Genomic DNA, 24190 nt, shown 5'->3' on the forward strand with positions numbered 1-24190 from the left:
AGAGCACTGCCACTAACTCGTCTTCGCCGCCGGCCCGAGCTTTTCGACGATCAGGCGGTAGAGCTGGCGGGGGCGGCCGGGCTGGGGGGTGCGGTTCGGGGGGAGCGGCCAGGCGAGGCCCTCTTCGACCAGCGTGCGCAGGAGGCGGCGGGCGGTGCGCGGCGTGACGCCGAGCATCTTGCCGGCGTTCTCCGCGTCCACGATGAGGGGCTGCTCCTGGTCGCCGAGCTTGTCGGCGAGGCGGGCCAGGATCTCCAGGCCCTTCGGCTTGACCTGCGGCTGGGTGCGCGGCGGCGTGCGCGGCGCGGGGACGAGCGCGCGGCCGTCGCGGTCCAGCGCGAAGCCCTGCGCCCGCTGGGAGCTCTGGGAGCGCGCCAACGCGGCGCGGGCGTGGTTCTCCGCCTCGTGGGCCGTGCGGCCCATGCCGATGCCGACCTCGATGGCCAGGCCGAGCTCCTCGCGGACGCGCTCGACGAACGGCGGCGTCCGGAAGCCCTCGGTGGACGCGGTGACCGAGCCGCGCGTGGCGATGACGAGGTAGCTGTGGTCGTCGACGGGCCACACCGAGGCGTTCATCCGGTGCGCCTCCTGGAGGAGCACCCGGTGCAGGGCCAGCTTCAGCTCGTCGCGCCAGTAGCGCGGGGTGACGCGGCGCGGGGTCTCGCGGAGGGTCGGGACGTCCACCAGCACGACGACGAGCTGCGACTCCTCCAGGCGGTGGTGGGCGCCGAGGAGCGCGGCGGTCTGCAGGGAGCTGCGGATCGCGGCGCCGGTCGGACGGACGCGGATGGTCGGGACGCCCGCCATCTCCATGCGCTCGGCGGTGGCGTGCACGCAGGTCATCGCGACGGTGGTGGCGCCGCGCCGCCAGAGCCGCTCGTGGAACGCGGCGAGCGTGCCGGGGCCCGCGGCCTCCTCGCGCAGGTGCACCTGCTCGGTGCCGAGGCTGATCTCGGAGTAGGCCTCCTCGACCTCGGCGCGGCCGAGCACGTCGATGCTGACCCTGGACGGGTCGAAGCGCTCGTCGAGGGACGCCCGCAGCAGCGCGCCCTGAAGGGCGGCGCCGTTCAGCGGCACGTAGGTGGCGGGCATCGTCAGGACGCCGGCCTTGCGCGCGAAGTCGTAGGGGACCGGGCTGGCGAACAGGCACACGTCCACTCCCGAGCCGAGGCGCACGACCTTGTCGGCCGCCTCCTGCTCGTCGCGGTACGCGGCGGCCACCAGCCTGCTCGGTACGGGTGTGGGGCCGTGGCCCATGAGCATGACCCGTTCGACCAGGTCGTGGGGGCCCACGACCCCGATCGTGAGGTCGGGGGTGACGGACCCCGTTCGCGCCGCCGTCATCGATGATCGCTCGCTTCCGGTCCGTCCTCTCGGCGGGGACGCCGCCCCGGCCATCTGCTCGCGCACGTTCCGCCCAATGGTTGACTCATGGCTTGACGCCCCTGCCTTCTGACCCAGCACCCGCAGTTCCCCTGCGATTCGACTTCCCGCTAACCCGCCTCCGGAAAGTGGAGGAGGGCCGTCTTGCCCGAGACTCCCGCCCGCCTCGGCGAAGCGGAGAGGATCTCCTTCTAGCTGGCAGATCGGGTCAGGGCGACGCGATGTGACACCCAGACGCGAAATCGAATCAAGAGTGCGGCGAAAAAGTAACCTACGCGACCCCCTGGTCAGTAATTTGTCACCAATCGGCCAGCCTTGATCCTGCATCTTCGGATGTCCGAAGTTGAAAAACAAGACCCGAAATCACGGTGGGGGCCCCTTCCTGACGCTCCTCCATACTGGAGGGACCCCTGCGGCGTCCGTTTGGTTTACGCGAGGACCGAAATCAGGCGACCCGATCTCACCCGCGCCCGAAAGACGAGTGATCCGTCCAGAGCGCGTGACCGGGGGTGACCGGTGATTTTTTACCGCGTTACGGTCCGGTCGATTCGGACCGTTCCACGCATGACTGCCCAGGTCAGAGAGTCGGCCTTCGGATGGTAAGAAGGCTCCGTCTGAGCCGTGCGTAACCAGGCGGTAACGCACGGCTCAAGGGATTTGCCGCGAATCGTTACTCGGCTCGTCAGGGATCAACCAGGAGTTGGTCAGACCCGAGGCCACATTCGGCCGGTCGGCGCGCGGCGGCCCGGACGCCGCGGTGCCGCGACGGCACCGCGGCGAAGCCCCGGGTGCTAGCCGACTTCGCGGACGATCTCGGCGCCGAGCTGGGAGAGCCGCTCGGCCGTGTGCGCGTGCCCGCGGTCGAGGTAGTAGGCGGAGGTGATGGTCGTCTCGCCCTCGGCGGCGAGGCCCGCCAGCACCAGGGCGCTGCCGCAGCGCAGGTCGTGCGCCTCGACCTCGGCGCCGCGCAGGCCGCGCGGGCCGTTGACCTTCGCGCGGTTGCCGTCCACCTCGATGTCGGCGCCCATCTTCGCCAGCTCGCCGGCCAGCTTGAACCGGCCGTCGAAGATCCGCTCGTAGATGTAGGACGGGCCCTCGGCCAGGCAGGACACCGCCATGATCGGCGACTGCAGGTCGGTGGCGAAGCCCGGGTACTCGTCGGTGATGACGTTGATCGGGCGCAGCGTCCGGTCGCGGCGCACCTGCAGGACGGCGCCCTGCTGGTGGAACTCGACGCCCATCTGCTCCAGCTTGTCGGCGGCGACGCCGAGGTGCTCCAGCGAGGCGCCGACGAGGCTGAGGTCGCCGCCGGTGATCGCGGCGGCCATGACGAACACGCCGGCGTCGATCCGGTCGGGCATCACGGTGTGCTCGACGGCGGTCAGCTCGTCCACGCCCTCGACCGTGATGAACCCGGTGCCGCCGCCGCTGATCCGGGCGCCCATCGCCTGGAGGAGGGCGATGTTGTCCAGCACCTCCGGCTCCAGCGCCGCGTTCTTGATCAGCGTGGTGCCGTGCGCCAGCGCCGCCGCCATGATCAGGTTCTCGGTGCCGGTGTGCGAGGGGGTGTCGCAGTAGAGCGTGCCGCCCCGCAGGTCGCCGGCCTTGATGTGGATGATGCCGTCGCCGTTGTCGGCCACGTGCTCGGTGACCGTGGCGCCCATGCGCTTGAAGCCGTTGTAGTGGAAGTCCAGGTTGCGGCTGCCGAGGTTGCAGCCGCCGACGCCCTCGATGACCGCCTCGCCGAAGCGGTGCAGCAGCGCCGGGACGAACAGGAACGAGCCGCGGAACCGGGACGCGATCTCGGCGGACAGCACGGGGCTGCTCAGCGTCGAGGCGTCGATCACCAGCGTGCGCTCGGTCTCGTGCAGCTCGGCCTTGGCGCCGACGGCCCGCGCCAGCTCCACCGCCCGCCGCACGTCCTCGATGATCGGGACGTTGCGCAGCACGGTGCGTCCCCGGGAGGCCATCAGCGAGGCGCCGATCATCGGAAGGACGGCGTTCTTCGCCCCCTGGATGAAGACCGTTCCGTGCAGCTGCCGGCCGCCGCGCATGCGGTAGCGAACCTCGTGGCCCATGCTCATGCCGCCTAACTTCCTCTCGGGTGCGGTTGCGTGTGCGATCCAGTTGGGAGCACGAGGGCCGAGCGTGCCTGACGGTGTCCCCCCGCTGCCGACGCGACCCCAGTAAACCATCGGGCCGGAGGTGTGGCGTCCGGCCCTGGCCCCGCGGGCGTCAGTCTGCTCGTTGAGACCTCCGGAACACGCCAAAGGTTCGCGTTCCCCGGGGAAATTCCCAGGGGGAGCCTAGGGGCGGCGGGCCTCCGCCGCCGGGGTTTTGAAGATCATCATGGGGTGCGGGCGGCCACGACCTCCACCGGGTCGCCCACCCTGAGCGTGCCGAGGACGCGCGGGACGCAGTTCTGGCCGAACTGGATCCCGCGGTCCCGGGTGCGGTAGGAGGCGAGCGTCCGCAGCGGCTCACGGCCGCGCTCGGCGGTCCGCTGGTCGGTGGTGGTGATGACGCAGCGGGTGCACGGCTTGACCATCTCGATGACGGCCTCGCCGACGCGCAGCAGGCGCACCTCGTCCTCGCCGTGGGGGCCGAGGCCCTCGACGACGAGGGTCGGGCGGAACCGGTTCATCGGGAGCGGCTCGTCCAGCCGCGCGTTGAGGCCGGCGAGGGACTCGGCCGAGATGACCAGCAGCGGGTAGCCGTCGGCGAACATGACCTCGCCGCCGCCGCGGGCCGTCGGGCGCAGGCCGGTGAAGCGCACGAGGCGGCACTCGGCGCCGAGCAGGTCGCCGAACCAGGCCGCGGCCTCGTCGCCCTGGTCGACGCCCCGGCACTGCGACCGCTGGACGGTGACCTCCCGCACCTCGCCCTCGTCCGCGGCCTTGTGGACGAGTCGCGAGGCGCCGGGGGCGTCCACCGTGAGGACCGTCCCGTCGTAGGACGGGCGCAGCAGCGCCATCCGGGCGTGGTCGCGCTGGGACAGGAAGCGGCCCTCGGGGGTGACCAGCATGAACTCGCGGTCGAACGGCAGACCGCGCGGGGTCAGCTCCGCACTGCGCAGCGCCGTCCCGCCGCCGCTCTTGAGCGGGTAGACGTTCAGCTCGGTCACGGTCCCCTGCACGGCCCCTCCTAGCCGAGAGCGGTCAGGCGGTCGAACATCGGGCCGAGGCGCGCCACGAAGCGCTCGGGGCGGCACACCTCGTCGAGGCGCTCCTCGTCCAGCGTGAGGCCCGCCTCCGCGGCATGCGCGCGCAGCGTCTCGCGGAACGGCGTGCCGGTCTCCCAGGTCTCCATGGCGGCCTTCTGCACGAGCGGGTACGCCTCGTCGTCGCGCGACATGCCCGCCTCGACCAGCTCCAGCAGGACGGTCGAGGTGTAGATGAGGCCGCCGGTCGACTCCAGGTTCTCCCGCATCCGCGCCTCGTCCACCACGAGGCCGGACATGAGGCGGTTCGTCAGGTTCAGCATGTAGTCGAGCGCGATGGAGGCGTCCGGTAGCGAGATCCGCTCGGTGGAGGAGTGCGAGATGTCGCGCTCGTGCCACAGCGGGATGCCCTCCAGCACCGGGACGACCTGGGCCCGCACGATCCGCGCCATCCCCGCCAGCCGCTCGGAGATGATCGGGTTCTTCTTGTGCGGCATCGCCGACGAGCCCTTCTGGCCCTTGCCGAACGGCTCCCACAGCTCCCGGACCTCGGTGCGCTGCCCGTGCCGCACCTCCAGCGCGATCGCCTCGCACACCGTCGCCATGATCGCCAGGGTCGAGACCCACTCGCTGATCCCGTCCCGCAGGACGACCTGGGTCGACACGTCCGCGGCCTTCAGGCCGAGCCTGCGCGCGACGTGCAGCTCGATCGCCGGGTCGATGTTGGAGTACGTCCCGACCGCGCCGGAGATCGCCATCACGCCCACGGCCTCGCGGGCGCGGCGCAGCCGGTCGCGGGAGCGGGCCATGGCGAACGCGAAGTCGGCGACGCGGTGGCCCCACACGTCCGGCTCGCCGTGGATGCCGTGCGTGCGTCCGACCCGCAGCGTCGCCCGGTGCGCCAGCGCGTGGTCGCGCAGCGTCGCGACGAGCGCGTCGGCCTTCTCCAGCAGGATGTCGGTGGCCTCGACCAGTTGCAGCGCGAGCGCCGTGTCGAGCAGGTCGGACGACGTCATGCCGAAGTGGACGAACCGGGCCGCCTCCCGGGGCTCGGTGTTGTCCGCCCACGCCGACAGGAAGGCGATGACGTCGTGCTGCGTCACCGCCTCGATGGCGTGCACGGCCTCCGGCGTCGGCGGCGGCGCCTTGCGCACCGGCTCCACCACCTCCGGCGGGATCGTGCCGGCCTCGGCGTGGGCCTCGACGACGAGGACCTCCACCTGGCACCACAGCTCGTACTTGTGCGCGTCACTCCAGACGCGTCCCATCTCCGGAAGGGTGTAGCGCTCAATCACCCGACGATTGTCCCAGGCCGGGAACCGCCGCGTCCGGCCGGGGCGCCGCGTGTTCCAGCACGAGCGCGGCGGCGACCACCAGGACGAGGGCGGCGATCTCGGCGGCGGCCAGCCAGAGGCCCAGCGGGGTGGCGGCGAGCGCGGCCGCGGCGGCGCCGAGCCGGATGCGGGACGGCCCGATGCGGACGGCCCGGCGGAATGCCGCGTCGCCCGCGAGGTAGAGCGCGACGCCGCCGGCCAGCGCGAGCGCGGGGCCGGTGTGCAGGCCGTCCCAGGCGTGCCCGACGGCCGTCCCCATGCCGGCGGCCGCCACGATGATCCCGATGACCAGCGGGATGTGGGCGTAGAAGTAGCCGAACATCGTCATCTGCGTGCGGGTCACGTCGCCGGCGGCGGTCAGCGACTCCACGGCGCGCTCGTCGTCCCTGGCGAAGTAGCTCCACCAGACGGCCGCCGCGAGCGCCAGCCCGAGCAGCACGGCGACGACCAGGCCCGCGTCCAGGTGCGCGTGCTCGGCGCCCGCCCCGACCGCGATCACCGACTCGCCGATGGTGATCATGACGAGCAGCCCGTGCCGCTCGACGATGTGCGCGGGCTGGATGGTGAACAGCCCGCCCGCCGGCACGATGTACGGCTGGACGATCGGGACGACGAGCGCGAGCGTCCACAGCACGTACACGGCCGGTCCGTGGTCGAGGAGCCCGGCGCCGATGATGAGCACGGCGGCGAGGAGGTTGGCCGGGAGGACGCGCAGGATGTTCGGGTTGCCCTGCGCGTACAGCGTCACGTGGGCGAGCACCAGCACCAGGTATCCGAGGCCCCACAGCACGCCGCCGCCCTTGAACGCCGTCGGGGTGGCCAGGGCGACCATGAAGAACCCGCCCATGCCGACCAGGAGCAGCAGGCGCCGTCCCGCCGTTGTGGGCGTGAGGGTGTTGGTCAGCCAGGCGTAGCCGCCGTACATCCACCACAGGACGCCGAACATCAGCACGACCTGGGCCAGGCCCAGCACGTTCAGTTCCTTGACCAGGACGTGGCTGAGCTGGGTCACCGCGAACACGAACACCAGGTCGAAGAAGAGCTCGAGCGTCGTGACGCGGTAGACCTCTTCGCCCGCGGACACGGAGGGGGAAGCCATGCCTGACCTACCTTGTATCGGTGTAATCAGGTAATCATGGCATGGAGATCGCCTTCAGGGCGATGTCCGTCCGGTGGTGGGAGCCGCGCAGACCGACCCTGGACACGGCCTCGTAGGCGGCGGCCCGGGCCGCCGCGAGGTCGGGCCCGGTGCCGACGACGTTGAGGACGCGCCCGCCGTTCGCGACCGGCCGCCCCTCGCCGCCGAGCGCGGTGCCCGCGTGCAGCACGTAGGCGCCCTCGACCGCGGCCGCCTCGTCCAGGCCGGTGATCTCGTCGCCCTTCGCCGGGGCGGCCGGGTAGCCCTCGGCGGCCACGACCACCGTGACGGCCGCGCCCGGCAGCCATTCCAGGCGCAGGTCCGGGTCGAGGCCGCCGATCGCGCAGGCCTGGAGCAGCGTCGCGACGGGGGTGGCCAGCCGGTCCAGCACGACCTGGGTCTCGGGGTCGCCGAAGCGCGCGTTGAACTCCACCACCCGCACGCCCCGGGACGTGAGCGCGAGCCCGGCGTACAGGACGCCGACGTACGGGGTCTCCCGGCGGCGCAACTCGTCCACGGTGGGCTGGACGACCGTGGCCATGACCTCGTCCACGAGTCCGGGCGGCGCCCAGGGCAGCGGGGTGTACGCGCCCATCCCGCCGGTGTTCGGCCCCTCGTCGCCGTCGTAGGCGCGCTTGAAGTCCTGGGCGGGCAGCAGCGGGACGGCGTGCTGCCCGTCGCACAGCGCGAAGAGGGAGACCTCGGGACCGTCCAGGTACTCCTCGACCACGACGCGGTCGCAGGCCTCCGCGTGCCGCAGCGCCTCCTCGCGGCTCTCGGTGACGACCACGCCCTTCCCGGCCGCGAGCCCGTCGTCCTTCACCACGTACGGCGGGCCGAAGGCGTCGAGCGCCTCCTCGGCCTGCCCGCTCGACTCGCAGACCCGCGAGTCGGCGGTGGGCACCCCCGCCGCGGCCATGACCTCCTTGGCGAACGCCTTGGACGCCTCGATCTTGGCGGCGGCCCGGTCCGGCCCGAAGCAGGGGATGCCGGCCTTGCGCAGGGCGTCGGCGACCCCGGCCACGAGCACGGCCTCCGGACCGATGACCACCAGGCCGACCCGGAGCCGCGCGGCCAGTTCCACCACCGCCGTGCGGTTCGTCGGATCGAGCTGGTGGTTGTCCGCGAACTCAGCCGTGCCCGGATTGCCCGGGGCGCAGTGGAGGGCGGTGACGGCAGGGTCGCGGTGCAGGGCGCGGGCGAGCGCATGCTCGCGGCCACCCGATCCAAGGACGAGTACTCGCACGTCGCGAGCTTACTGGTCCCCCGCCCCCCGCCGGGTGGCGTGTAACCCTTGCGCGAAGGGGCATGCGGCCCGGTGAGGCCGCCGTCACACCGGGACGTGTGAACCTGATCGATCCGGGCGGCGTCCTACATATCGGCTGGTAGGCTGCCACGGGCTTGACCGCCCGCTGTCGAGGTGCCCCGAAAGGAGGTGGTCGGGATGAGTCCTGGTGATACTTGCAGTTCGCCGGAGAACCCTCACAGTCCGAGCTGGACTGTTCCACCGTCCGCCTCCATCTGGCGTCCGGCCGTCGCTCTCGCGCGCTCCCTTCGCTGACCAGCCTGGGTTGAGCGCGCGCTGCGTGCGTGGCCGGCGGGTTTAGGAGCACCTCCATGGCCATGACACGAGTCCGCCCGAGCCGCGCGCTGTTCAAGACGCGCGGCCGCCCCAGCGGCGTGCAGGCTCCGAACCGCGATTCCGCCGTCATCGACTGGGCCGCCTACATCGACGGCCACCGCGTCTGCACCGACACCATCGCCGACGCCGTCCGCCTCGTCCGCGACGGCCGGCTCACCCCCGAAGGCGACAGCGCCGGCTTCGTCTGGGTCGGCCTCCACGAGCCGTCCGCCGGCGAGCTCTCCGACCTCGCCGAGGTCTTCGGCCTGCACCCGCTCGCCGTCGAGGACGCCATCCACGCCCACCAGCGCCCCAAGCTCGAACGCTACGACGACGTCCACTTCGTCGTCATGAAGACCGTCGGCTACGTCTCCAGCGGCCCCGGCGGCGCCGAGGTCGTCGAGACCGGCGAGATCATGCTGTTCTGCGGCCCCGACTTCGTCGTCACCGTCCGGCACGGCGCCCACGGCGCGCTCGGCCCCGTCCGCCGCGACCTGGAGAAGGACCCCGCCCGCCTCGCCCTCGGCCCCGCCGCCGTCCTGCACGCCGTCACCGACCGCGTCGTGGACGGCTACGTCGGCGTCGCCGACGCTGTCATGGAGGACATCGACGAGGTCGAGGAGGCCGTCTTCTCCCCCGAGCGCACCGACGAGTCCCGCCGCATCTACCGGCTCAAGCGCGAGGTCATCCAGCTCAAGCGCGCCGTGGGCCCGCTCGCCGGCCCGCTGCGCAACCTCACCGGCCGCCGCTTCGTCCCCGCCGAGATCAAGGAGTACCTCCGCGACGTCGAGGACCACCTCACCCGCGTCCGCGAGCAGGTCGAGTCCTACGACGAGCTCCTCAACCCCATCCTCCAGGCGCACATGACCCAGGTCACCGTCGCCGACAACAAGGACATGCGCAAGATCTCCGCCTGGGGCGCGATCTTCATGGTCCCCACCGCCATCGCCGGCGTCTACGGCATGAACTTCGACAACATGCCCGAAACCCGCTGGCAGTACGGCTACCCGATGATCCTCAGCGTCATCTCCCTGGCCTGCTTCGCCCTCTACCGAGGCTTCCGCCGCAACGGTTGGCTCTGACATTGCATTTCTCTCCTCCTTCGGGCCTTGAAGGCCCTCCATCGTCGAGAAACGCGGGCGATCGCTGGCATCGCTCCGTCTCGCCTGGCGGCTCGCTGCGCGATCAGGTTCTCGCTCCGCTCGAATCTGCCTTCGGACGCGATCGCGACCATTGAGGTCGTCGCGGGGCTCGGCGGTGGCTGGGCGTCGTGCGTCAGACGGCGGGGGTCGGTGTTCGGAGGGCTAGCAGGACGTCTGGGTAGTCGGTGACTATCGCGTCCACGCCCTGGTCCATGAAGCGGGTCATGTCCGTGGGGGTGTTGACCGTCCAGACGATGACCGGGAGGGCCAGAGCGTGGGCCTGGTCTGTCAGGGCGGGTGTGGTGATCGCGTGTTCGGGGGAGACGGCGGTGGCGCCCAGGGCGAAGGCGGCGGCCACCGGGTCGGCCGGGGAGTGGCCTGCCAGCCAGTCGGTTCCGGGGACGAGGGTCTTGCGTTCCATCAGGGCGACGCGGCCCAGGTCCGGGTAGTGGCGGCGGGCTTCGGCCAGGACGCGCCAGTCGAAGGCCAGGAGCTGGGAGCGTCCGGTGCAGCCGAAGTCCTTCAGGACCGCCGCCACGGAGGCGGTCAGGAGCTCCACTTCCTCGCCGGTCCAGGACGGGTCGGTCTTGAGCTCGACGGAGAGCCTCACTCCGGTGGGGGCCAGCAAGGCGCACGCCTCGGCGAGCGTGGGGATGCCGGTGCCGGGCAGCGGGGCTCCCTCGCAGCCGAGGCCCGCGTCGAGCGTCCGCAGCTGGGCGAGCGACAGCTCGCGGACGGGCGTGCCGAGGTAGGGGTAGGCGGGGTCGCCCGGCCAGGCGGGGCCCGTGTCGGCGAGGACGGCGGGGGAGAGCACCTGGTCGTGGCCGAGGACGACCACGCCGTCCGAGGACAGGCCCACGTCCAGCTCGATCACGTCGACGCCGAGGTCGAGGGCGTGGGCGAAGCCGGGCAGGGTGTTCTCCGGGCGGAGGCCGCGCGCCCCGCGATGTCCGTGCACCTCGACGGAAGAGATCACCGAACGCACGCTACCGCCCGCCCCCGAACGCCCGGCCACGAACACCTGACCATCAGCGCAACCCGGGCCGTCTGAATCACCAAGCCCGGCCCGCGCCGCAGCCTCGCGACGACCTCAATGGCCGCGATCGCGTCCGACCTTCAAGGCCCGAAGGAGGAGAGAAGCGCAATCAGACGAGGGGACGCAGGGACAGGGTCTGGTCGCGGCCGGGGCCTACGCCGATCGCGGAGATCTGGGCGCCGGACATCTTCTCCAGCGCCCGGACGTACGCCCGCGCGTTGGCGGGGAGGTCCTCGAACTTCTGGGCGCCCGTGATGTCCTCCTGCCAGCCGTCCAGGTACTCCAGGATGGGCTTGGCGTGGTGGAACTCGGTCTGCGTCGTGGGCAGCTCGTCCACCCGGACGCCGTCGACCTCGTAGGCGACGCACACCGGGACCCGCTCCAGGCCGGACAGGACGTCCAGCTTCGTCAGGAAGTAGTCGGTGATGCCGTTGACGCGGGTGGCGTAGCGGGCGATCACGGCGTCGAACCAGCCGCAGCGGCGGTCGCGGCCCGTGGTCACGCCGTACTCGCCGCCGGTCGTGCGCAGGTACTCGCCCTGCTCGTCCAGCAGCTCGGTCGGGAACGGCCCGGACCCGACGCGGGTCGTGTAGGCCTTGAGGATGCCGATCACGCGGGTGATCTTGGTGGGGCCGACGCCGGAGCCCGCGCACGCGCCGCCGGCCGTGGGGCTGGACGACGTGACGAACGGGTACGTCCCGTGGTCGATGTCCAGCAGCGTGCCCTGCGCGCCCTCCAGCAGGACGACCTTGCCGTCGTCCAGCGCCTTGTTGAGGACGAGCGTGGTGTCGGCGACGAACGGCTTGAGGCGCTCGCCGTAGGCCAGGTACTCCTGGACGATCGGCCCGGTCTCGATGCGGCGGCGGTTGTAGACCTTCGTCAGGACCTGGTTCTTCTCGCGCAGCGCCAGGTCGAGCTTCTGCGTGAGGATGTTCGGGTCGAACAGGTCCTGGACGCGGATGCCCATCCGGTTGATCTTGTCGGCGTAGGTGGGGCCGATGCCGCGGCCCGTGGTGCCGATCCGGGCCTTGCCGAGGTAGCGCTCGGTGACCTTGTCGAGGGCGCGGTGGTGCGGCATGATCAGGTGCGCGTTCGCCGAGATCAGCAGCCGTTCGCAGCTGATGCCGCGGTCGCGCAGGCCGTCGATCTCCTGCAGCAGCACGGCGGGGTCGATCACCACGCCGTTGCCGATCACGGGGACGACGTCGGGCGACAGGACCCCGGACGGCAGCAGGTGCAGCGCGTAGCTCTTGTCGCCGATGACCACCGTGTGGCCCGCGTTGTTGCCGCCCTGGTAGCGGACGACGTAGTCGACGTCCCCACCGAGCAGGTCTGTGGCCTTGCCCTTGCCCTCATCTCCCCACTGGGCACCGACAAGAACGATGGCAGGCATGCCACTTTCCCTTCCCACGACGAAGGCCCCGGTCGCCGCAAGCGCGAAGGGGCCTCTTGCGATCAAAGCGTACCCGCAGGCGGGCGACAAAGAAACCGGAGGCCGGCCGGCCCCTGGTCAGGGCCGTGGGATGCGCGCCCGCCGGGGTCCGGCGGGCGGCCTCGCGGACGGCCCGCCGGGCGGCGGACCGTCCGCGCGCGTCAGGAGCCGTTGAGGGCGTCCGCGGCCTCGGCGCTGGAGTCGCGGAGGAACGTCTTGCAGCGCTCGGCCTCGGACTCCTCGCCGATGGCGGCGGCGGCCCGGGCGAGGGCGTGCAGGGCGCGCAGGAAGCCGCGGTTCGGCTCGTGCTCCCACGGGATGGGGCCGTGGCCCTTCCAGCCCGCCCGGCGCAGCTGGTCCAGCCCGCGGTGGTAGCCGGTGCGGGCGAACGCGTAGGAGTCGATGACGCTGCCCTTGGCGAAGGCGCGGTCGGCCAGTTCGGCCCACGCGCCCGGGTGGTCCGGGTGGCGCGCGGCGACCTCGAACGGGTCGACGCCCTCCTCCAGGGCCGTCCGGGCTTCGACGTTGTCCGGAAGTTCGGTCGGAGCGGGGCCGCCGAGCAGGTTCTGGGTCATGCCGGTCATGGTAAGCGGGCGACCCCCTGCGGATTCAACCGGCCGGGGTCAGGCGGGCACGGGGAGCGGCAGGCGGAAGTGGGCGGAGCCGCCGTCCGTGGAGGAGCGGGCGGCCGGCCAGCCGCTCCGGACGAACATGAGCGCCTGGCGGTTGGTGAGGACGACGTCCGCGTCGAACTCGGTGATGCCGCGCCGTCCGGCGAGCTCGGACAGGCAGCCGACGAGGACGCGGCCGAGGCCCCGGCGCTGCCAGGGGTCGGCGACCAGGACGGCGAGGTCGGCGCGCCAGGCCCGTGCCGTGTCGCGGACGTACTCGGCGATGCCGAGGATCTCGTCGCCGTCCAGCGCGACGAGGGCCTCGCGGTCCCAGTGGTCGAGGCCCTCCAGGTGGCGGATGTAGTGGTCGGGCAGGCGGGGCGTGCCGGAGAAGAAGCGCGTGTAGAGGCTGGCGGCCGACAGCCGGTCCGACATGCGCCGCACGCGGTCGCGGTCGGTGACGCCGTACGGGCGGATCCGGACGTCGTCGAGCACGGCGCCAATGCGGGCGGCGCTGCCCACGTCGAGTTGCTTCACGAAACTCATTGGACCGCAGAAAGTTGCGTGAAGCAACTTCAGGTGCGGGTTCTCAGCTCATCGGACGGCGCCCGAGAAAGGCGACGAGACGGTCCCCGGCCGACGCGTGCGGGCCGGGGTCCACCGGCGCGCCGAACAGCGGCAGGCGGCCGCAGGGCGGTGACAGCGTCCTCGACACGTCCAGGAGGTCGGCGGCCAGGTCCGCGGGAATGGGACGCCTCGCGCCGGTCGCCTGCGCGACGTCCCAGCCGTGCACGGCCGCCTCCAGGGCGCCCGCGCCGGTCACCGCCGCCACGGGGAGGCACCGGTCGCCGACCGCGGCCGTCTCCGCGCCGCGGCCCGGGCGGCCGGAGGAGGCCATGGTGTGGCGGAGCACCCGGACGGCGCGGACGCGCAGCGCCGACACCGGGTCGCCGCCGAGGTCGGCCGCGACCGGGCGGATGCCGATCCGGCCCGCGGTCAGGCCCTCGTGCACCGCCGCGAGGGAGTCGCCGACGTGCAGCAGCAGCGTGTTGAGGTCCCAGGCCGAGCACGGCGTCGGGTGCGTGAGCATGGGCCGCGCGACGTGCTGGACGGCGGTCAGGAGAAAACCGATCGAGCGCTCCAGAACGTGCGCGTCCGATCGGGTGGGCGCCGATGCGCCGGTCGCCTCACGCATTCGGCTCCTCACCTCGCCGGGATGATCACCAGTACAGACCCCCGCCGCGGCGGGAAGTCATCGGTGATCGCGGCGGATTCCCCCTTCAGGGGCCGGTGGGAACGAGGCGTCGCCGTTCACGAGGGAAGACGCAGAATCCGCAGGAAGCCGGGGAGTACCCAGGGTCGCGGGCCGCGGATGACGACCTTCCGGCTCAGCACCGCGCGCGCTCTGCCGATCCGTCCGAACAGCATCAGGTTGAGCGCCGTCGGGTCGAAGAACAGCCGCACGTCGGGGCGGCCGCCGGGCTCCTCCACGGTGACGAACCCGTCGGTCATCGCCATCACCACGGGGGCGGTGTGGTCGGAGCGGAACTCGACGGCGATCCGTCCCGCGGGCGCGGGGCCGTGGCCGTCCAGCAGCCGCCCGTACCCGTACTCGGTCACCCCGACGAGGAACATCTCGAAGAAGGGGGCCGCCTCCTGCGGAGGGACGTGCCAGGGCTTGCGCATGGGCCGGGCGATGTCCCGCCCGTGGATCTGGAGTTCGTTGAGCAGGTGCGCCAGCAGCCCGCCGAGCGGGACTCGCGAGCCCCCCAGCCAGGGCAGCGCCGCCGTCGGGTCGGCGTCCCGCGTCGCGGTCAGGATCCGGTCGACATCACGGACCAGGAGGTCGGCGAGCACCCGGGGATCGCGCTCGGGGAAAAGGCGCAGCAATTCCTCGTTCGCGGAGTCGACCGTATCGACGATCGTGCTCGCGACGAGCTCCTCGGGCACGGCCAGTGGATCGTCGCAGCCGGCGGGATCGACCCTCTGGTGATAGAACCGCGCGAGAGTGGCGACGTGCGCCGCCGTATCGGTGACCGTCCAGGTGGCGGTGGCATTCGTGTCGGAACCGGGCGAGGTCAGTAACCCGGCGAACCGGTCGCCGGTCTCGCGCAGATACCTCCGGGTCGCCGCCCAGTTCTCTTCCGTGAGCCGAACCACCATGGCCCGATGGTCGCAATTTCGTTCGGGTCGGGCAAGGGCCCAGAAAGGGACGAAAATGTAGAAGGCGCCCCGGAACGCCGGCGGCCGGGGTCAGGCCGTCACGGCCCGCGCGGCGGTGAACGCCGCCCATGCGGCGCATTCCAGCAGGCGGGCGTCCGCGCCGTCGTCGCGGCGGAACTCCGCGATGACCGCCGGACCGACCCGGTGCGAGGCGAGCGCGGTCAGCAGCACGAGCCGCCCGGCGGGACGGTCCGCCGCGGGCAGCCCGGCCACGGCCCCGTCGATCCGCGCGGGTTCGGCCGTGCGGCCGTCCCACCCGGCGAGCTCGGCGGCCAGCAGGTCCCGGACCGGCGCCGGCACCACCCGCTCGCCCGCCCGGTCGATGACGGCCGACGCCCGCGCGAGCGCGTCGGCGACCACCTCGTCGCCCGCCGTCCAGGGCGGCGCGCCGGACGCCGGGGCGGCCGGCAGCAGGTCGAGCGAGCCGCCCGGGGCGTGCGCGGCGCGCGAGTTCGCGGCCATCAGGCGGCCCACCACCCGGCTCACCGCGCCGTACGCCCGCGCCGGGGCGTTCGGGGGGAACGGCGACTCGCCCAGGAAGATGTTGACCATCCGGTTGAAGTAGTGGAAGACGAAGGCGGTGCCGACGATCTCGGGCGCCTGCTCGGGCGGGAACGGGCGCTCGGGGACCTCGGGCGTGCCGAACCGCTCGCCCCACTCGGCGATCGCGCGGATGCGCGGGTCGCCGATCCGGTCGAGCCTGCCCGCGGCGATCGCCGCGGCGTCGCGCCCGCGCACGAGGCCGTGCAGCGTGGTGCTGTGCGCCGCCACGCAGTAGGGGCAGGAGTTGCCGAGCGACACCGCCGCGGCGGCGGCCTCCTTGGCCGCGCGGTCGGCCTTCCCCGTCACGACCAGGGTCTCGCGCAGCATCGTCCACACGGCGGCGAGCAGGTCGGGCACGGGGGAGTGCAGGATCACCGGCGGCGCGAGGATGCCGAAGTCCCGTTCGAGCTGGTCGTAGACCCGCGCGACCAGACCCTGCGCGGCCGCGTGCCGGACGAGCGAGACGTGCTCGATCTGCGCCTCCGCCCCGCTCCGGGCCACCCGGACCAGACCGCTGTTCACCGCGCCGCCGTCCGATCGCGGAAAACGGCGGAGCCGGCGGTGGCGAAGGCGGTCGGCCGCGACCGCCGGCGTTCGGGCATCCCTCTGTCGACCACGCTGAACCACGCCCCTGCGTCCTCGGTGCGCGCCTGCGCTCGGATGGTACCGAGGGAGCGCGGGAAGCACAGCCGCCTCAGGGGGACCCGAGATTTCTCGGCGGGCGTCTCGGACCGTCCGGAAAGTCCGGTAGTAGATGAGGGATCCGAGCCGGAGGAAGGCTCAGGCGCTCGGGCCGGGGCGGGGGGCGACGTCGGCGGGGCCGAGGTGCGCGCCGCAGGAGCCGCACGTGAACGCGGGGGTCAGCGCGCCGTCGCAGCCCCGGTGCCCGATGACCAGAGGCGGGCCCTCCGGCGCGTAGTGGCGGTCGCCCCACATCATCAGGGTCATGACCGCGGGCCACAGCTCCACGCCCTTGCGGGTCAGCCGGTACTCGTGCCGCTCCGGCCGCCGCTGGTAGGGGACGCGGCGCATGATGCCCTCGTCGCAGAGCCGGTTGAGCCGGTCGGTGAGGACGTTGCGGGCCACGCCCAGGGCCTGCTGGAAGTCGTCGAAGCGGCGCACGCCCTGGAACGCGCTGCGGATCACCAGCATCGTCCAGCGGTCGCCCACGACCTCCAGCGAGCGGGCGACCGAGCAGTTCTGCGAGTCGTAGGTGCGGGGCAGTGCCACGCTTCGGAGCCTACCCCGCGTTTCGTCATGCAACGGGCACGGCCGGGGGCCGTTCGGCCCCCGGCCCGCTCCGCTACTTCAGCTTCTGCCCGGCGGACCGGAGGTTCTCCGCGGCCTCGACGATGCGGGCGGCCATCGCGGCCTCCGCGGCCTTGCCCCACGAGCGCGGGTCGTACTGCTTCTTGTTGCCGACCTCGCCGTCGACCTTCAGCACGCCGTCGTAGTTGCGGAACATGTGCTCGGCGACCGGGCGGGTGAAGGCGTACTGGGTGTCGGTGTCGATGTTCATCTTGACGACGCCGTACGACACCGCCTCCCGGATCTCCTCCAGCGTGGAGCCCGAGCCTCCGTGGAACACCAGGTCGAACGGCTTGTCCTTGCCGTACTTGGCGCCGACCGCGTCCTGGATCTCCTTGAGCACCTCGGGACGCAGCTTGACCGAGCCCGGCTTGTAGACGCCGTGCACGTTCCCGAACGTCGCGGCCAGGATGTAGCGGCCCTTCTCGCCCACGCCGACGGCCTCGGCGGTCGCGATCGCGTCGCCCGGCGTCGTGTAGAGCTTCTCGTTGATCTCGTTGGCGACGCCGTCCTCCTCGCCGCCGACGACCCCGATCTCCATCTCCATGATGATCCGGGCCTTGGCGCACTCCTCCAGCAGCTCGGCGGCGATCTGCAGGTTCTCGTGCAGCTCGACGGCGGAGCCGTCCCACATGTGCGACTGGAACAGCGGCTCCTCGCCGCGCGCCACCCGCTCCTGCGAGATCTTCACCAGCGGCCGCATGAAGCCGTCGAGCTTGTCCTTCGGGCAGTGGTCGGTGTGCAGGGCGATGTTGACCGGGTACTTGGCCGCCACGACCCGGGCGTACTCGGCCAGCGCGGTCGCGCCCGTGACCATGTCCTTGACCGTGGAGCCGGACAGGTACTCGGCTCCGCCGGTGGACACCTGCACGATGCCGTCGCTCTCGGCCTCCGCGAACCCGCGCAGCGCGGCGTTCAGCGTCTGGCTGGACGTCACGTTGATCGCGGGGAAGGCGAAGCCGTCGCGCTTCGCACGGTCGAGCATCTCCGCGTAGACCTCGGGCGTTGCGATGGGCATTGTCAGCGTCCTTTCATACGCAGGGTGCCGCCGGGCATCCGGCCGGGCGGTAGCTCCCGGACCTCCGCGTACCCAGTGACTGCCCAGGTCACGCGGTTTCCGGGTCGGGCATGCCGTCCGCGCCCAGTATCTCGCCTAATCGGAGCGTGGGGAAAGGTACGCTCGCGGTGTGGATCTCACTGCCCTTCCCCTTGACATCACCGAGTGGCTGCACCCCACCGCATGGCTGCAGCTTTTCGGCACATTCGCGACGATCGGCGTGCTCGCCATCATCTTCGCGGAGACCGGTCTGCTGATCGGCTGCATCCTTCCGGGCGACTCGCTGCTGTTCACGGCGGGGATCCTCACGGCGGTCTCGACCGTCAACGGCCAGGACTTCCAGCCGCTCTCGCTGCCCTGGCTGCTGATCGGCGGACCGGTGGCGGCGATCGCCGGCGCCCAGCTCGGCCACTTCCTCGGCGCCCGCTACGGCCGGAAACTCTTCGACCGGCCGGACTCGCGCATCTTCAAGCAGGAGTGGGTGGAGAAGGCCGAGTACTACTTCAACCGCTTCGGCCCCGCGAAGGCGGTGGTGCTCGCCCGGTTCATCCCGATCGTCCGGACGTTCCTGAACCCGCTCGCCGGGATGCTCGGCATGGACTCGAAGAAGTTTTTCGTCTGGAACGCGATCGGCGGCATCGTCTGGACGGACGCCCTGTTCCTCCTCGGCCACTTCCTCGGGTCCGAAGTGCCCGACGTTGAGAAATACATCCTCCCGGGCGTAGCGGTCATCCTGGTTCTCTCGGTCATTCCGATCATTCGGGAGGTCCTGAAGGGCCGCAAAGCGGACCACGGTCCGAATAAGAATGGTCCGGAAGAGTCCCGTCCGTCGCTCAGCGGTGACAGTTATCGCTAACCTCCCCATGTGGGACGTCACCGGTCGGACCCTAGGGGTCTCGCGCGCATACTGATCGCGGCCTTGGCCGTGATGGCCGCCTTGGCCCTGCTCATCGTCGGGGGCATGGCCCTGGTCAACGCGATCATGAGCGAGCCCGACAAGAAGGGACCCGCGACGGGGGCCTCGCCATCCGGTGACGGCGGGCGGACCACACCGAGCAGCAACGAGACCACCACGTCGCCGACGGCGCCGCTCCCCCTGGTGATCCGCGTGACCGGCCAGCCGACGACCGTCGTGGTCCGGGTCGCCGACGCCGGCGGCAAGGTGCTCGCCAACAGCACGCTCAACACCGGCGACACCCTGCAGTTCAAGGAGACGCCCCTGCAGGTCGTCGCCCTCAACGGCGGCTCCCTGCAGGTCGCGATCTACGGCAAGGTCCAGCCGCGCGAGCCGAACGGCCAGCGCGCCCAGTGGCTCGTCAGGGCCCGCTAGCCGAGACCGAGGTCGGCGACCTCGTAGGGGTGGCGGTACTCCAGGCCCTCCTCGGCGATCCGGCCGGCCGCGCCGCGCTCCAGGATCGTCGCGACCGCCACCACCTCCGCCCCCGCCTCGCGGAGCGCCTCCACCGCCGTCAGGACGGAGCCGCCCGTGGTCGAGGTGTCCTCCACCGCGAGGACCCGGCGCCCCGCGACGTCGGGCCCCTCGATCCGGCGCTGCAGCCCGTGCGCCTTGCCCGCCTTGCGGACGACGAACGCGTCGAGCGCCCGTCCGCGCGCCGCCGCCGCGTGCAGCATCGCGGCGGCCACCGGGTCCGCGCCGAGCGTCAGCCCGCCCACGGCCTCGTAGTCGAGGTCCGCGGTCTCGTCCAGCATGACCCGTCCCACCAGCGGGGCCGCGGCCCCGTCCAGCGTCACCCGGCGCAGGTCCACGTACCAGGAAGCCCGCTTGCCCGAGGACAGCACGAAGTCGCCGTGCACCACGGCCTTGTCCTTGATCTTCTGCAGCAGCTCATCACGATCGCTCACGTGCAGAACCCTATTGACCCTGCGTACGCGCTCCGTCCCCGCCGTGTACGTTCGCGGGGTGACACCCGGAACCGTCGTCCTGCTGCACGCCCCCGGCGCCACCGCGGCCTCCTGGGGCGACCTGCCCGAGATGCTCCGCTCCTACGGCCTGGACGTCGTCGCACCGGACGTCCCGGACGACGCCGGCCCCCGCTACATCGCCCGCGTCTCGCTCACCATCACCGCGACCGACCCGGTGCCCCCGCTCGTCCTCGTGGCACACGGCGCCGCGGGCCCCCTGCTTCCCGGCATCGGCCTGGCCCAGCGCGCCGCCCACCGCCCCGTGGGCGGCTACGTGTTCGTCGACGCCGACCTTCCCCGCCCGGCCCGGCACGACCACGACGCCCCGCAGGACGACCTCCCTACGGCCCCAGATTGGCCGGAGGCGCCCTGCGGCTACCTCCGGACCCATGCGGACCGCTCCGCCTCCCCGAAGCACGACCAGGCCGTCAGAGAGGCGCGCCTGCGCGGCTGGCCCGTGACCGAACACGAGCCCCCCACCGCCGCCGCCCAGTCCCTCAGCGAACTCATGACCCGCTTGTAGTTCCCAGGGGGCGACCCCTGGGAACTAGGAGTTCTTCAGGAGGTCGTCCAGGAGGGCGTCGTAGTCGTCTTCGCTCCGGCCCAGGTCTATGCGGGCTCGGTAGCGGAGGCGCAGGAGGGCCTCAAGGCTGTCTTCGGCGAGGGCGACGTCGTCCAGGCCGGGGGTGAGGGAGTCGGCGTCCGGAGTCGGGGCCTCGTCAGGGCCGCCGCCGATGCCCGTGCCCACCGCGCGGTCGCGGAGGGCCAGGACGACGTCGGCTCCGCTGGTGGCCCACTCGTGGGCACCGGTGGCGTCGCCCTGGGCGTAGAGCACCTCGGCCACGGCGCGGTACACCTCGGGATCGCGCGGCTTGTCGGCGCGGATCTGGTCGACCAGGGTGCGGGCCTCGTCCCCGCGGCCCAGCTCGAAGAGCGCGTCGGCGAGGTAGGCGCGCGGGTCGCCGTAGGTCTCGCCGCCGTCCTCCATGGCCCTGCGGTACAGCTCGGCCGCCCTGGCGTGGTCGCCGGCGTGCTGCCACTGCTCTCCGGCGCGCAGCAGGACGTTCGCGCGTGACACTCCGCCCGACACCGACTCGGCGAGCTCGGACAGCCTGCGGGCCGCCGAGATGTGATCGCCGGTGCGCAGGGTGTCGAACTCCAGGTCGTCGAGATCGTCTTCCGTCACATGCGTCACGGTTCAACGCTACCCGGCACCGCCCGGCCGAAGCGGGCGAATCGATGATGATCGTGGAATACCGGGGCTAACGACGTCAGGTCACCTGCGTGAACGCTCCAGCGCGTCCCAGAAGCCGCGGCGCAGGGCGTGGCGGACCTCGTCGTGCAGGAGGAAGTCTATGGGCAGCGAGGAGCCCTGGAGGAGCCGGGCCTCAAGGTCGGACGGCATGCGCGGCTTGCGGGCGAGGACGGCCTCCAGCCACAGCGCCGGGGCGTCGCGGGCGACGGACTCGCCGAAGTCCTGGCCTTCCTGGTGGGCGGCCTTGACGGCGTCCGAGAGGGTCGGCGTCTGCTGCACCGGGACGGGGGAGATCTGCTGCGGGCCGGTGTAGGGGCCGTGCTGGCCGCCGGACGGCGCCGGCTGCGGCTGGAGGGTCTGCGGGGGAGGCGGCGGGGAGGGCGCCGGGATGGGGGACGAGGTGTACTGCGGGCTGGGGCTCGGCGGCGGCGCGGGCGGGGACGGGGCCTGCGTCGAGGACGGCCCTGCCGGGGCGGGATTGGGCGGGAGCGGCAGCCCTCCGGTGCCGTAGGACGATCCGGCGAGCCCGCCGCCCGTTCCGCCGGGGAGCGGCACCGGGCCGGTGCCGAGGCCGGGGCCGCCGGCCGGGGAGGATCCCCCGCCGAGCCCGCCGGTCATGGCCGGGCCGAGGTCGCGGACGGCCGGATGCGGCGCCGGGGCCGGCGCCGGGACCGGCGACGGGGCGGGGGTCGCGGGCGGGATGCTCAGCGGGGACGCGGGCGGCGGCCCGTTGCCGGCGGTGCTCTGGAGCGGGCCGAGCGAGGAGGCGTGCCCGTTCGTGCCGCCGTGCCCGTTGGACAGCGGGCTCGTCCCGAGCGAGGAGCCCCCGTCGACGCCGGTGAGCAGGTTGACGTAGGGGCGCAGGTGGCCGGAGCCGATCTCGATGAGGTCGTCGCACTCCTGGCGCAGCACCCGGGAGATCGTCCAGTTGCCGTCGACGGCGACGTGCACGACCGTGACGCGGACGCCGAGGTCCTGGGCGTCCGCGACGACCTGGGCGAGGTCCTCGTCGCCGCTGACCAGGACGGCGTCGGCGAGAGCGTCGTTGCGGGCCAGGGTCATCAGGTCGCGGTGGATCTCGGTGTCGACGCCCTCGCGGCGGCCGGGGCGGATCCGGCCGAGCCGCAGCTTGAGGCCGGGCAGGTCGGCGAGCGCGTCGTGCTCGGGGCTGCGGCGCCCCTCGACCGTCGCCTCGTACCAGTAGCAGCGCAGCAGCGGCATGCCGGTGCGCTCTCTGGCGAGGTTGCCGAGGAGCTGCAGGAGGCCGCCGAAGTCCCACGAGACGGTCTCGCGATGGCGCGTGCCGTGTACCGCCATGGCACCGTCCGCCAGCAGGTAGCCGGCGTCCACGAACAGCGCGCAGCGATCCATGCGGCACCGCCCTTCCTCAACACGGGAGCTCACAGCGTGCCCATTTCGGCGTAGCGACCCCGGGCGCTTATAGCGTAGTGAAGCCCGTCTGCCCGGTAGGCCGTTACGGCGATTCGCCACTCTTTCATGGCAGGCCGCCGGTTGGCGACTCCTCGGTAACAAGGATTCGGGAGCCGCGGCGGACGCTACCAGCCCTTCAGGCTCCGTCCGGCCCTTCCGAAGGATCTTTACGGGAAGAATCAGGTGGCGGGTTCAGTCCAGGCGAGCCCGCGACCCTCGCTTCAACCCCGGATGGCGGCCGTGACCGTGGGCCTCGCCGGAGGAGGCGGCGCGGTGCCGTATGGCGCGGTGCCGTATGGAGCGGATCTCGCCGCTCGGCGTGTCGATGCCCAGGTGGACGCGGACCTCGGCCGACAGCAGCGGTACCCGCACTTGGATGTGGACCAGCAGGCCTCCAGGGCGCTCGGTGGGACGGGACGGGGCCGGGGCGGGCGCGGAGGGCTTCTTCACGTGCGGTGGTGCCACCCGAGGCCTCGGAGCCGGGTGAGGCGGCCTGACCCGCGGTTCGGCCGCCGCCGGGCGGACGGGGTCCTGCTTCTTCGCCGGCGGCCTCGCGACCGGCGGCCTGGCCGCGGGCGGCCTCGCGGCGGGCGGCCGGACGGCGGGCGGGGCGACCGGCTCGGCGGCGGACGGCGGCGTGCGAGGCGCGGGGGCCGACTGGTCGTCGGACACGAGCACCAGGCCGAGCGCCATCGCCCCGGTGGCGGCCGCCACGGCCCCGGCGAGCACCTGCTGCTGCCCCCGGGGCAGGAGCCGCACCCACAGGAAGAGGCCGCCCTTGGACGCCAGGTAGGCGGTGCTCGCCGAGCCCAGCACGAGCGGCCCGATGTGGTCGCGCAGTGCCGTGTTCACCTGCGCCAGTTCCCCGTAGAGGCCCTTGCAGCGCTTGCAGCCGTCCAGATGGCGCCCGACCCTGCGGGAGTCGCGGCCCGGCAGCGCGTCGCGGACGTAGGCGCCGAGCTTGTCCAGGACGGGACGGCACGCGTCGCCGGGGCGGAGGCCGTCCAGGTGCATCTGGAGGTAGGCCTGCCGCAGCCCCTCGCGGGCCCGGTAGGCGAGCGCGGCGGCGCCGTTCGCGGTCAACCCGAGGATCGGGGCGACGTCGGCGGGCCTCCCGTCCTCGACCTCGGTGTGCCAGAGGACGGTCTGCCACCGCTCGGGCAGCGACAGGAACGCCCGCGCGACCATCGACCGTTCCAGCGCCTCGACCGCGGGATCGTCGAAGGGCTCCCCGACCTCGTACGCCTCGATGTCGTCGGTGTGGTGGACGCGCCGGTCAGCGCGCTGCCGGTCGTAGACCGTCCGCCGCACGGCCGTGAGCAGGTAGGGGCGGAACCCGGAGTCGGGCCCGCCGCCCCGCCTGAGCACGGAGAGGACCTTGGCGAACGCGTCCTGGACGGCGTCCTCGGCGGCGTCGCGCCCGGCCAGGTGGCCGGCGAGCCCGCGTGCGGCGGGCAGGTGCCGCTCGTAGAGCGTTCCGAAGGCGGCGTCGTCCCCCTCGCGGATCCGGGAGATGAGCGCGGCGTCGCTCGGCTCGGCCCCGCCGGGCGCCGTCACATCGTCCCCTGGCTCCATGCTTGCTCATTGTGACTG

23 protein-coding genes are annotated in these 24190 nt (G+C 72.5%); 4 read left to right on the forward strand and 19 right to left on the reverse strand.

Annotation, left to right across the window (positions count from 1 at the left end):
• Positions 1 to 12: 12 nt before the first annotated feature.
• From BKA00_RS29370 to purD, 6 genes are all read right to left on the reverse strand, one after another.
• Positions 13 to 1344, reverse strand: coding sequence for a transcriptional regulator (locus BKA00_RS29370; protein ID WP_185030469.1), 1332 nt, complete (start codon positions 1342 to 1344; stop codon positions 13 to 15).
• Between the two features lie 830 nt (positions 1345 to 2174).
• Positions 2175 to 3461, reverse strand: a complete 1287-nt coding sequence (murA, locus tag BKA00_RS29375) for a UDP-N-acetylglucosamine 1-carboxyvinyltransferase (RefSeq protein ID WP_185034944.1) — start codon at positions 3459 to 3461, stop codon at positions 2175 to 2177.
• A gap of 269 nt (positions 3462 to 3730) precedes the next feature.
• Positions 3731 to 4519, reverse strand: coding sequence for an MOSC domain-containing protein (locus BKA00_RS40665; RefSeq protein ID WP_185030473.1), 789 nt, complete (start codon positions 4517 to 4519; stop codon positions 3731 to 3733).
• A gap of 8 nt (positions 4520 to 4527) precedes the next feature.
• Positions 4528 to 5838 (reverse strand): adenylosuccinate lyase, encoded by a 1311-nt coding sequence (gene purB / locus BKA00_RS29385; RefSeq protein ID WP_185030477.1) that lies wholly within the window; start codon positions 5836 to 5838, stop codon positions 4528 to 4530.
• Entirely contained in the window at positions 5831 to 6976 is a 1146-nt protein-coding gene (locus BKA00_RS29390) for a low temperature requirement protein A (RefSeq protein WP_185030480.1), read from the reverse strand. Before BKA00_RS29390 ends, purB begins: the two co-directional genes overlap by 8 nt.
• Positions 6977 to 7010: 34 nt before the next feature.
• Complete coding sequence (purD, locus tag BKA00_RS29395; protein WP_185030483.1) at positions 7011 to 8261, reverse strand: phosphoribosylamine--glycine ligase; 1251 nt, start codon at positions 8259 to 8261, stop codon at positions 7011 to 7013.
• 371 nt (positions 8262 to 8632) lie between these two features.
• On the opposite strand from purD, the gene BKA00_RS29400 reads away from it, so the two are divergent.
• Complete coding sequence (locus BKA00_RS29400; RefSeq protein ID WP_185030486.1) at positions 8633 to 9718, forward strand: magnesium and cobalt transport protein CorA; 1086 nt, start codon at positions 8633 to 8635, stop codon at positions 9716 to 9718.
• Between the two features lie 193 nt (positions 9719 to 9911).
• On the opposite strand, the gene BKA00_RS29405 is transcribed toward BKA00_RS29400, so the two are convergent.
• The 9 genes from BKA00_RS29405 to fbaA all read right to left on the reverse strand — a co-directional run bounded on the left by BKA00_RS29405 (position 9912) and on the right by fbaA (position 17949).
• A complete protein-coding gene (locus BKA00_RS29405) occupies positions 9912 to 10754 on the reverse strand; it encodes a glycerophosphodiester phosphodiesterase family protein (protein WP_185030489.1) in 843 nt (280 codons plus the stop codon).
• 169 nt (positions 10755 to 10923) lie between these two features.
• The gene (locus BKA00_RS29410; RefSeq protein WP_185030492.1) at positions 10924 to 12207 is read right to left on the reverse strand and encodes an adenylosuccinate synthase; all 1284 of its coding nucleotides are present in this window, start codon (positions 12205 to 12207) and stop codon (positions 10924 to 10926) included.
• A 200-nt stretch (positions 12208 to 12407) separates the two neighbouring features.
• A complete protein-coding gene (locus BKA00_RS29415) occupies positions 12408 to 12830 on the reverse strand; it encodes a DUF3151 domain-containing protein (RefSeq protein ID WP_185030495.1) in 423 nt (140 codons plus the stop codon).
• Positions 12831 to 12869: 39 nt separating this feature from the next.
• Positions 12870 to 13394, reverse strand: coding sequence for a GNAT family N-acetyltransferase (locus BKA00_RS29420; RefSeq protein WP_230298588.1), 525 nt, complete (start codon positions 13392 to 13394; stop codon positions 12870 to 12872).
• 52 nt (positions 13395 to 13446) lie between these two features.
• Positions 13447 to 14052 carry a maleylpyruvate isomerase family mycothiol-dependent enzyme gene (locus BKA00_RS29425; protein ID WP_185030501.1) on the reverse strand — a complete coding sequence of 202 codons (606 nt, stop codon included), beginning with the start codon at positions 14050 to 14052 and terminating at the stop codon, positions 13447 to 13449.
• A gap of 116 nt (positions 14053 to 14168) precedes the next feature.
• Positions 14169 to 15020, reverse strand: coding sequence for a maleylpyruvate isomerase N-terminal domain-containing protein (locus BKA00_RS29430; RefSeq protein ID WP_185030505.1), 852 nt, complete (start codon positions 15018 to 15020; stop codon positions 14169 to 14171).
• Between the two features lie 90 nt (positions 15021 to 15110).
• Positions 15111 to 16145, reverse strand: coding sequence for a carboxymuconolactone decarboxylase family protein (locus BKA00_RS29435; protein ID WP_185030509.1), 1035 nt, complete (start codon positions 16143 to 16145; stop codon positions 15111 to 15113).
• 258 nt (positions 16146 to 16403) lie between these two features.
• The gene (locus BKA00_RS29440; RefSeq protein WP_185030514.1) at positions 16404 to 16853 is read right to left on the reverse strand and encodes a winged helix-turn-helix transcriptional regulator; all 450 of its coding nucleotides are present in this window, start codon (positions 16851 to 16853) and stop codon (positions 16404 to 16406) included.
• A 73-nt stretch (positions 16854 to 16926) separates the two neighbouring features.
• Positions 16927 to 17949, reverse strand: coding sequence for a class II fructose-bisphosphate aldolase (fbaA, locus tag BKA00_RS29445; RefSeq protein ID WP_185030517.1), 1023 nt, complete (start codon positions 17947 to 17949; stop codon positions 16927 to 16929).
• 169 nt (positions 17950 to 18118) lie between these two features.
• Between fbaA and BKA00_RS29450 the strand changes: the two genes are divergently transcribed.
• Both BKA00_RS29450 and BKA00_RS29455 read left to right on the forward strand, forming a co-directional pair.
• Entirely contained in the window at positions 18119 to 18844 is a 726-nt protein-coding gene (locus BKA00_RS29450; protein ID WP_185030521.1) for a DedA family protein, read from the forward strand.
• 72 nt (positions 18845 to 18916) lie between these two features.
• Positions 18917 to 19318, forward strand: a complete 402-nt coding sequence (locus BKA00_RS29455) for a RodZ domain-containing protein (protein ID WP_185030524.1) — start codon at positions 18917 to 18919, stop codon at positions 19316 to 19318.
• On the opposite strand, the gene pyrE is transcribed toward BKA00_RS29455, so the two are convergent.
• The gene (gene pyrE / locus BKA00_RS29460) at positions 19315 to 19851 is read right to left on the reverse strand and encodes an orotate phosphoribosyltransferase (protein ID WP_185030527.1); all 537 of its coding nucleotides are present in this window, start codon (positions 19849 to 19851) and stop codon (positions 19315 to 19317) included. The two genes, BKA00_RS29455 and pyrE, sit on opposite strands and share 4 nt — an antisense overlap.
• Before the next feature lie 58 nt (positions 19852 to 19909).
• Between pyrE and BKA00_RS29465 the strand changes: the two genes are divergently transcribed.
• Positions 19910 to 20434 (forward strand): lipase family protein, encoded by a 525-nt coding sequence (locus tag BKA00_RS29465; RefSeq protein ID WP_185030530.1) that lies wholly within the window; start codon positions 19910 to 19912, stop codon positions 20432 to 20434.
• A gap of 24 nt (positions 20435 to 20458) precedes the next feature.
• On the opposite strand, the gene BKA00_RS29470 is transcribed toward BKA00_RS29465, so the two are convergent.
• The 3 genes from BKA00_RS29470 to BKA00_RS29480 all read right to left on the reverse strand — a co-directional run bounded on the left by BKA00_RS29470 (position 20459) and on the right by BKA00_RS29480 (position 24172).
• The gene (locus BKA00_RS29470; protein ID WP_230298587.1) at positions 20459 to 21106 is read right to left on the reverse strand and encodes a tetratricopeptide repeat protein; all 648 of its coding nucleotides are present in this window, start codon (positions 21104 to 21106) and stop codon (positions 20459 to 20461) included.
• Between the two features lie 81 nt (positions 21107 to 21187).
• Positions 21188 to 22537, reverse strand: coding sequence for an NYN domain-containing protein (locus tag BKA00_RS29475; RefSeq protein WP_185030533.1), 1350 nt, complete (start codon positions 22535 to 22537; stop codon positions 21188 to 21190).
• 252 nt (positions 22538 to 22789) lie between these two features.
• Positions 22790 to 24172, reverse strand: coding sequence for a sigma-70 family RNA polymerase sigma factor (locus BKA00_RS29480; protein WP_185030536.1), 1383 nt, complete (start codon positions 24170 to 24172; stop codon positions 22790 to 22792).
• Positions 24173 to 24190: the final 18 nt, after the last annotated feature.

The organism is Actinomadura coerulea (assembly GCF_014208105.1).
In the GTDB taxonomy this organism is placed as follows: Bacteria; Actinomycetota; Actinomycetes; order Streptosporangiales; family Streptosporangiaceae; genus Spirillospora; species Spirillospora coerulea.